Source organism: Anaerohalosphaeraceae bacterium (assembly GCA_035378985.1).
In the GTDB taxonomy this organism is placed as follows: Bacteria; Planctomycetota; Phycisphaerae; order Sedimentisphaerales; family Anaerohalosphaeraceae; genus JAHDQI01.
Genome location: DAOSUR010000005.1, coordinates 156,481 through 164,064 on the forward strand (window position 1 = coordinate 156,481; position 7,584 = coordinate 164,064).

Genomic DNA, 7,584 nt, shown 5'->3' on the forward strand with positions numbered 1-7,584 from the left:
TTTATCCAACTTCATCGTCAACAAGCATAAACTTCAGCTGGGCCTCGGCCACAATTTCCGAGCCCACCTTGGCCGTACAGCTGCACTTGGCCGCACGGCTGCGCACCTTGTCGGCCTCCGCCGTCAGAATCAGCTGATCCCCCGGCACAACCGACTTGCGAATCTTCACCTGGTCCATCGTCAGCAGTACCGCCAGTTTGCCGGTGTGCTCCAGCGTCTGCGCAAACAAAAGCCCGCACACCTGCGCCATCGCCTCGACAATCAGCACGCCCGGCATCACCGGCGCACCTGGAAAATGTCCCTGAAAAAAGTGCTCATTGATGGTCACATTTTTCACCGCCGTAATCCGACGGTCCTCCTCCACCTCAATCACCTTATCCACCAGCAGAAACGGATACCGATGCGGCAGGATTTTCTGAATCCGCCGGATATCCAGTAGCGGTTTGCCCGCCGGACTCAGACCGCGGTGCTTTCGATCCTGTTCAATCAGGGCCTTCACCAGCTGATGATTGAGGGCATGCCCGCTCTTGTACGCCACAATGCGGCCCACAATCGGCATCCCAGCCAGCATCAGATCCCCGATTAAATCCACCACCTTATGACGCACACACTCATCCGGAAACCGATAACTGTTCCGAATGGGCCCGTCGGAGCTGATGACCAGAATCTGACGGGGACTCAAATGCGTCCCGATTCCCGCCGCCTGCATCTGACGGGCCTCCGCCTCCAGAACAAACGTCCGCGCCGGCGCCAGATGCGTCGCAAAATGCGCCTCACTGAGCCGGCACGAATACGTCTGCCGGCCGATCCCCGTATGCTGCGTGTAATCCATATCAAACGTCAGGTGCAGCCCGCCCGTCGCATCCGGCAGTGCATAAATCGCCTTCTCTCCGTCCTGAATGCACACCGGCTCGCGAATCACCAGCTCCCGACGGGGCTTATTCTGTTCCACCGGCTCGCATTTCACCAGCGTCTTGAAATACTCCTCGCTGCTGCCGTCAAACCCCGGCAGTTCCGATGCATCCATCTCAATAATCAGATTGTCCAGCCCCAGCGCCGCCGCCGCTGCAAGACAGTGCTCCGACGTCTCAATCAGCACATCCCCGTTGCCCAGGGCGGACCGACGCTGCCGTTCCACAATCGACTCCGGACAGACCCGTATCCGAACCGGACGCTCCAAATCCGTCCGGACGAACACAATCCCTGTATCCGGCTCGGCAGGCCGAAACACTACATGGGCTTCCTGTCCGAAAAACAGCCCGCGTCCGGACAGTTCTCCCTCATGCCGGATTGTTTTTTGCATTTTCAAGCTGCTGAATCCTTTTCTTCAGTTCCCGGACCTCTTCGGCCAGTTTCGGCAGCCGCCGGTACCACACGGCTGAGCGCTTTTCCGCCGCGATTTCCTGCGCCGGTGTTCCCCAAACCTGACCGCCCGGCTCGACATTCTCGACAATCGTGGCCGCCGCTCCGGCCATCGCCCCGGAGCCGACCGTGATATGGTCTGCAACCCCCACCTGTCCGCCCAGCACGACCCCATCCCCGAGCACCGCACTGCCCGCCAGCCCGACCTGCCCGGCCAGCAGACACATTCGGCCGATGCGCACATTATGCCCGACCTGCACCAGATTATCAATCTTCGTGCCGGCCCCGACAACCGTCTGGCCGAATTTCGCCCGGTCCACACAGCTGTTGGCCCCGATTTCCACCCCATCCTCCAGAATCACCCCGCCGTTGTGCGGAATCAGCTGATGCCGGCCGTCCACAAACGCATATCCGAACCCCGTCGCCCCAATCGTGCAGTGCGACTGCAGGATGCAGAAGTTCCCGATGCGGCAGTCGTGATACACCACCACATTGCTGTCCAGCCGGCAGCGCGAACCAATCTGTGTCCGCTCCCCGATGCTGCAGTTGGGCCCGATGACCGTATAGGCCCCGATGCGAACCTGATGACCGATGTACGTATTCGGCCCGATGCCGACGCCCTCTTCGAGAACCGCATCCGGTTCCACAACCGCCGTCGGATGCACACCCTTCCAGCTCGTCAGCGGCGGAGCAAACAGCTTCAGCGCCTCAATCAGGGCCTTCTGAACATTCCCGACAACAATCTGCGTTAGACGGCAGTTCTCCGTCTCCTGCGGAACCAAAACCGCCGCCGCCCGGCAATCCGCCAGCAGCGGACGCTGCTTTTCCTCCGTCAGGAAACTCACTTCCTCCGGCGACGCATCCCGAAGCGTATTGACGCCGTGAACGGTCTGCCGTCCCGGTCCGCACAGCCGCCCCCCCAGCCGTTCCGCCAGCTCCGCTACCGTCATTTCCCGAACCGAAGGTCCGCCTTCCATTTCTGAAATCCTTTTCCCGTCTGACTAATTGCTCAGCTTATCCAGAGCCGCCAGCACCTCATCCGTAATATCCAGTTCCGGCCGGCTGTACAGCACCTTCTGCGTCTTGACGCTCAGCATAAAATCCCGCAGCGTCGGCGCCGGCATCTCCAGGGTCTCCTTGCCCACCACCATATCCAGCCCCTTCTCCCGGGCCACCATCTCAATCACCTTCAGAAAATCGCTGTACAGCGCCTCCATCCACTGCTGCATTTCCTGCGTGAACTTGTTCTCGTAAAACGTATTGCGCCCTTCCATCACCGCCCGCTTCTCTTCATATTCGCCCATCAGTGCAAAATAGTCGCTGCTGCCGGGCTTGAGCTGCTTGATATTCGCCTGCAGGGTTTCCAGGTCCTTGCGCATCTGCTGAAATTCCGCCTGTACCCGGCTTCGGTCCGCCTCCGCCTTTTCCTGCCACTGCTTGTTCTTTTTGCAGTTCTCCAGAATCTTCGTCACATCCACAACCCCAATCCGAGCCGGCGCATATTTCTCCTCCGATGCTGCAAATCCCTGCTGAAAAAGCATCCACGCCGCACAACCCGCCAGCACAGCCGTTAAAATCCATCCATGTCCTTTGTGTCCGTTCATTTCATTCGCCTTTCCGAATCTCAATTAGTCTTTCCGCTGCTTCGTCGTTTTGAGTTTTGCTGTTCAACTTCTGACTTTTTAAAACAGAGCCCCCACCGAAAAACTGAAGGCCTGCGTTTCATCATCATCATCTTTGGTAATCGGAGCCCCCAGTTCAAACCGCATCGGCACCGGTCCGAAAATCTGCGGAATTAAAATCTGAATTCCCGTGCCGACTGACGTGCGGATCGGCCCGCTCTCAAATAAGCCGGCATCTGTAAACAGCAGCCATGAAAACGTCTCGCTGCCCAGCGGAATGGCAGCCTCCACACTGCCCTGAACCATCCAGTCGCTGCCGATTGGGTCATCATTCTCGCCGCGCGGGCTGATGCCGCGATACCGAAAGCCCCGAATCGACCCGATGCCCCCGCCGTAAAACCGGTCATACGTCGGACTGCTGCCGACCACCGTGCCGCCGAACAGCTTGGTTTCCAGGATCGTCTTGTGTTCGGCCAAATCCTCATACAGTGTCTTATACCACCGCTGGGTCGCCGTCACCAGGCCGTAGGTGTGGTCCCCGAGCACTTGTTCATACCCAGCGTCAAAATTATATCCTTTGCTCGGGCGAAACCGGCTGTCGGTCTTGTCCAGCCCCATCCAGAACCGTGTCCCAAGCCGCAGGTTGTCGCCTGCCACATCCAAAACATCCGACGGCACCACATCATCCAGATTTTCGACGCTCACATTTTCAAATCGGAACGAAATCCCCCTCCGCCAGTCATCCGGATAGCGCCGCGTCAGACCGAAACTCGGTCCGGTCCGCTTTTCATCATACGATTCCCGAATCCGCGTAAAGCCGGAATATGCCAAATCCAGCGCCAGCGGCTGGTCATACAGATACGGCTCGGTAAAACCGACCGAATAACTCGTCCACCGGCGGCCCGGACTGTACATCGCCCGAAACCGCTGACCCGCCCCGCGAAACGCCTTGCCGGTAAACAAATCCGAAAAGCTCGTCGGCCAGTCCGTAATATCAAAGTTCCGCTGGTCCAGGGATATCTGACCGATCAGCCCGCTGTCGCTGGCAATCCCCGCTCCCAGCATAATCGTTCCCGTCTGCCCCTCCGCAATCTGCACCAGCGCATCCCGACGCTGCGGTTCCGTCCCGCTGGGCACAATCGTCACCGACTGGGCCGCCGTCGTCTGCTGAACAATCTTCTCCAGTTCACCCTTCCCGTCGCCCGCAGCTGCCGCCCCGTCATACCAGCTGCCCGGACGGAACCCTTCCTCATCCAGAACCCGCCGAATGGCATAATCTTTAATCATCCGATTGCCGGTAATCGTAATCTGGCCGATGCGGTACCGCGGCCCCTCCGTAATCTTCTGCTCCACGGCTACCCGATGTCCCTCCAGCTCCTTCCGCACCGTTTCCACCTGCACATCCAGATACCCTTCCGACCGATAGCGGGTGCGAATCTTCTTGACATCATACTCCAGCCGGTCCGGACTGAACGGCGAATCGGGCTTCAGTTTCAGCTCCGACCGAAGCGCCTCTTCATCCTCAAACAAATAGCCGCTGAGCGCCATCGATTCCACCTTGTACTGCGGCCCCTCCGTCACCCGAAACGTCACCTCCGCCGTCTTTCGGTCTTCACTGAACAATACCGAAGACTCCGCCTTGATGTCCAGATACCCCTGTTTGCGGTAAAAATCCAGCAGCTGCTGCTCATCCTTAGTCATCTGCTCCTGGTCCCAGTACACCGGAAACACCAGAAACTTCTTCGGACGCGTCTTGACGGCCTTGAGCAGCTGCTCATCCGAGAACGCCTCATTCCCTTCAAAAACCACCTTGCGGACTTTGGTCCGCGGGCCTTCCTCAATCGTAAAAATCACCTGTCCGACAATCAGCCGGCTCTCGTCCAGCGTCACCTTCGCCTGCGAATAGCCCTTCTTCCGGTAATACTCTTTCAGTTTTTCCACCCCCGACTTGACCTGAAACTGGTCCAGATAATCCCCCTGCTTGATTCCCAGCTCGCTGAGCAGACGCGAATCGCTCACCTTCTTGTTGCCCTGCAGAACAATGGAACGAATCAGGTTCTTTTCCACAATCACATAGGTGAGCACCACCTTGCCGTCCGCGACCTTGGCATTGTAATAGGCCGTATCCACTCCCTCCAGCGAGGCCAGCCGCTTCACATCCTCTGCGGCCTGCTCCGCCCGAAATACCTGCCCCACCCGGGCCCGCACGGTGGACAGCACCTGTGCACGGGTGAGCGTCACGGTGCCGGCCGTCTCAATCGACCCGATGACAAGCCCCTCCGGCTGGTCCTCCTGTGCCTGCACAAGGGACTCCGCCGTCAGCCATACCGCCAAAACCATCCCGAAAAGCCATCCTGTTCGCATTCGGCAACCTCCTGTCTGTTTCTCGCCGGTTCTGTCCTCAAATCGGCGGCTCGCGATAGTCCTCCGGCACAGAGCCCCGATATTTTTCACGAAACCGCGTGCACGCACCGTCAAACAGCAAATCAATCTTTCCCGTCGGTCCGTTTCGCTGCTTAGCTACAATCACCTCGGCGGTATTGTCCTCGGCGGCATCCTCCCCGTCGGAACGCCGATAATACGATTCCCGATGCAGCAGCAGAATCACATCGGCATCCTGCTCAATGCTGCCGCTTTCCCGCAGGTCGCTCATCCGCGGACGATGGTCCTCCCGCCCTTCCGGAGCGCGGTTCAGCTGGCTGAGCACCACCACCGGAACCGCCAGCTCCCGAGCCAGCGACTTCAAATAGCGGGAAATCGTGCTGATTTCCTGCTGGCGGGATTCGACCTTCCCCCCCAAGCTCATCAGCTGCAGGTAATCAATAAACACCGCCTGAATCTGATACTGGCTCTTGAGCCGCCGGCACTTGGCCCGTATCATCAGCGGCGTCAGGCCCGGTGTATCATCAATAAAAATCGGCTTTTCGGACAGCCGCGCCCCTTCCTCCACCAGCTGCTGATGCTGCTCGGTGCTGATTAACCCCTTGCGGAGCATCTGCAGGTTCAGACCCGTCCGGCTGCACAAAAAACGCTCCGTCAGCTGCTGCTTGCTCATTTCCAGAGAAAAAATCACGACCGGAAGGTCCGCATCCGCCCCGATGTATTCAGCCATATTCAGGGCAAAACTGGTCTTGCCCATGCTTGGACGGCCCGCCACAATAATCATATCCCCGTACTGAAGCCCGCCGAGCAAATCATCCAGCTCCTGAAACCCTGTCGGCACCCCCGTGACACCGGTGCCTCCTTTGCGGGCGTCAATCGCCTCAAACGCCTGATAAATCAGATTGCGAATCGGTTCGGCCGTCCCGCTGATTTTCCGCTCCGTCACCTGGAAAATCTTCTTTTCGGCCTCATCCAGCTTCTCATCGCTTTCCCCGGTCGGGTCGCAGACATCCTGCAGAATCTCCTGACAGACATACGCCAAATCCCGCAGAATCGACTTCTGCTGGACAATCTGCATATAGTACTCATAATTGGCCGCCGTCGGCACCGCTTCCGCCAGCCGCAGCACATACTCCATCCCCCCCACGGCCGCCAGATGTCCCTGCTTTTCCAGCTCGTCCTTCAGCGTCACCAGGTCCACTTCCCGCCGCTCTTCAAACAGATGCACCAGCGCTTCAAACACCAGCTGATGCTCCGGCAGTGAAAACGAATCCGCCTTCAGATGTTCCACCACCCGTCCGATGCACAGCGGATCCAGAATCATCGAGCCGAGCAGGGCCGCCTCGGCCTCCGGAGATGCAGGAATTTTCCGTCCCGCAACCCCCTCCGCTCCTTCCGCAGACCCCGCGGAGCGATTATTGACCGCTGGTTTCTTCGTCTGTGCCAAGGACTGCTTCCTCTGCGGCCACGATGACCCGCACCGTCGCCTTCAAATCCGACGCCGTTTTGATGACGACATCGCGCGTTCCCACTTCCTTGATATGGGCTTCCAGATGCACCATCTCTGCCGACACGGCAAACCCTTTCCGCTGCAGCGCCTCGGCAATATCCGCTTCCGTTACGGAACCGAACAAATGCCCTTGTTCGTTGGCCTTGGCCGTCAGGGAAATTTCAACGCCTTCCAGCGAAGCACTCAGCCGCTCTTTCTCAAGACGAGCCAGACGCCGGGCCTCGGCGCGACGCGCCTTTTCCTCCGCCAGCGACCGAATCGCCGCTTCCGTCGGAATCACCGCCAACCCCTGCGGCAGCAGATAATTGCGGGCATAGCCGTCTTTGACTTCGACAATGTCACCCAGCCATCCCAGTTTGGCTACATCTTCACACAGTAATACTTTCATCGCTTGACTCCTGTCATTCTGCTGGTTCGCACTCTCCTAAAAACCGCCTTCGTCCGGCAGGAATCTTCCTTAGGCCGTAAACGGAAGCAGCGCCATAAACCGGGCCCGCTTAATCGCCAGCTTCACTTTTCGCTGACAGCTGGCACAGTTGCCGCTCCGCTTGCGGGAAAAAATCTTGCCGCGATTGGTCAGCAGCTTCTGCAGCGCCTCGACATCTTTGTAATCGATGTACCCCCGGCCTTCCCGGCAGAACCGGCACTGCGTCTGCTCCCGGAGAGTGGTCAAAAATTTCTTTTTCTTTTTGCTGGGTCCTGTTTCTT

General features: G+C 58.5%; 7 protein-coding genes. All 7 read right to left on the minus strand.

Going from position 1 to position 7,584, the window contains the following annotated elements; all coding sequences use genetic code 11:
• Position 1: 1 nt before the first annotated feature.
• Positions 2–1,303: a UDP-3-O-acyl-N-acetylglucosamine deacetylase gene (lpxC, locus tag PKY88_05770; protein HOQ04702.1), complete on the minus strand. Its 1,302-nt coding sequence runs from the start codon at positions 1,301–1,303 to the stop codon at positions 2–4.
• The gene (lpxD, locus tag PKY88_05775; GenBank protein ID HOQ04703.1) at positions 1,281–2,339 is read right to left on the minus strand and encodes a UDP-3-O-(3-hydroxymyristoyl)glucosamine N-acyltransferase; all 1,059 of its coding nucleotides are present in this window, start codon (positions 2,337–2,339) and stop codon (positions 1,281–1,283) included. The genes lpxC and lpxD overlap by 23 nt, the downstream gene beginning before the upstream one ends.
• A gap of 24 nt (positions 2,340–2,363) precedes the next feature.
• On the minus strand, positions 2,364–2,966 hold the full coding sequence (locus PKY88_05780; protein ID HOQ04704.1) for an OmpH family outer membrane protein: 603 nt from the start codon (positions 2,964–2,966) through the stop codon (positions 2,364–2,366).
• 78 nt (positions 2,967–3,044) lie between these two features.
• On the minus strand, positions 3,045–5,348 hold the full coding sequence (gene bamA / locus PKY88_05785) for an outer membrane protein assembly factor BamA (GenBank protein ID HOQ04705.1): 2,304 nt from the start codon (positions 5,346–5,348) through the stop codon (positions 3,045–3,047).
• Positions 5,349–5,385: 37 nt separating this feature from the next.
• A complete protein-coding gene (gene dnaB, locus PKY88_05790) occupies positions 5,386–6,813 on the minus strand; it encodes a replicative DNA helicase (GenBank protein ID HOQ04706.1) in 1,428 nt (475 codons plus the stop codon).
• Entirely contained in the window at positions 6,782–7,264 is a 483-nt protein-coding gene (gene rplI, locus PKY88_05795; GenBank protein HOQ04707.1) for a 50S ribosomal protein L9, read from the minus strand. Before rplI ends, dnaB begins: the two co-directional genes overlap by 32 nt.
• A 69-nt stretch (positions 7,265–7,333) precedes the next feature.
• Positions 7,334–7,584 (minus strand): 30S ribosomal protein S18 (gene rpsR, locus PKY88_05800; protein HOQ04708.1); only part of this gene is annotated, 251 nt, incomplete at its 5' end.

Bases quoted from the DNA above. Each gene is read 5' to 3' on its own strand.
- PKY88_05780 (HOQ04704.1), bottom strand. From the start codon at position 2,966: ATGAACGGACACAAAGGACATGGATGGATTTTAACGGCTGTGCTGGCG.
- bamA (HOQ04705.1), bottom strand. From the start codon at position 5,348: ATGCGAACAGGATGGCTTTTCGGGATGGTTTTGGCGGTATGGCTGACG.
- rplI (HOQ04707.1), bottom strand. From the start codon at position 7,264: ATGAAAGTATTACTGTGTGAAGATGTAGCCAAACTGGGATGGCTGGGT.
- lpxC (HOQ04702.1), bottom strand. From the start codon at position 1,303: ATGCAAAAAACAATCCGGCATGAGGGAGAACTGTCCGGACGCGGGCTG.
- lpxD (HOQ04703.1), bottom strand. From the start codon at position 2,339: ATGGAAGGCGGACCTTCGGTTCGGGAAATGACGGTAGCGGAGCTGGCG.